We start from the raw sequence: 337 nt of genomic DNA on the forward strand, positions 1-337 counted from the left end.
CGTGTGAATACGACCACCAACCGCGCCCTACTTAACTGGGATAACACGCAAGTTAAACTGAGTGAATTGTTGTCAGCAATCCATACTCTAGGTTATAAAGCCGCGCCTTTTGAAGCTGATCAACAAGAAGCCGCCTACCACCGATCGATGAAAAACTACCTATACCGCCTCGGTGTTGCTGGCTTGGCAACCATGCAGGTAATGATGCTTGCAGTGGCTTTATATCTTGAAGTGTTTGGCAACCTCGAACCAGAGTTTAAAAACTACTTCCGTTGGGTAAGCCTTATTTTTGCTACACCTGTGTTGCTCTATTCTGCTTTGCCGTTCTATATCAATG

General features: G+C 45.4%; 1 pseudogene. It reads left to right on the plus strand.

Features of this window, described 5'->3' with window-relative positions:
- A pseudogene (locus tag A3712_RS07285) lies at positions 1-337 on the plus strand (cation-translocating P-type ATPase); the annotation flags it as partial.

The sequence above is a fragment of the Vibrio sp. HI00D65 genome, from assembly GCF_001635455.1.
Classification (GTDB): Bacteria; Pseudomonadota; Gammaproteobacteria; order Enterobacterales; family Vibrionaceae; genus Vibrio.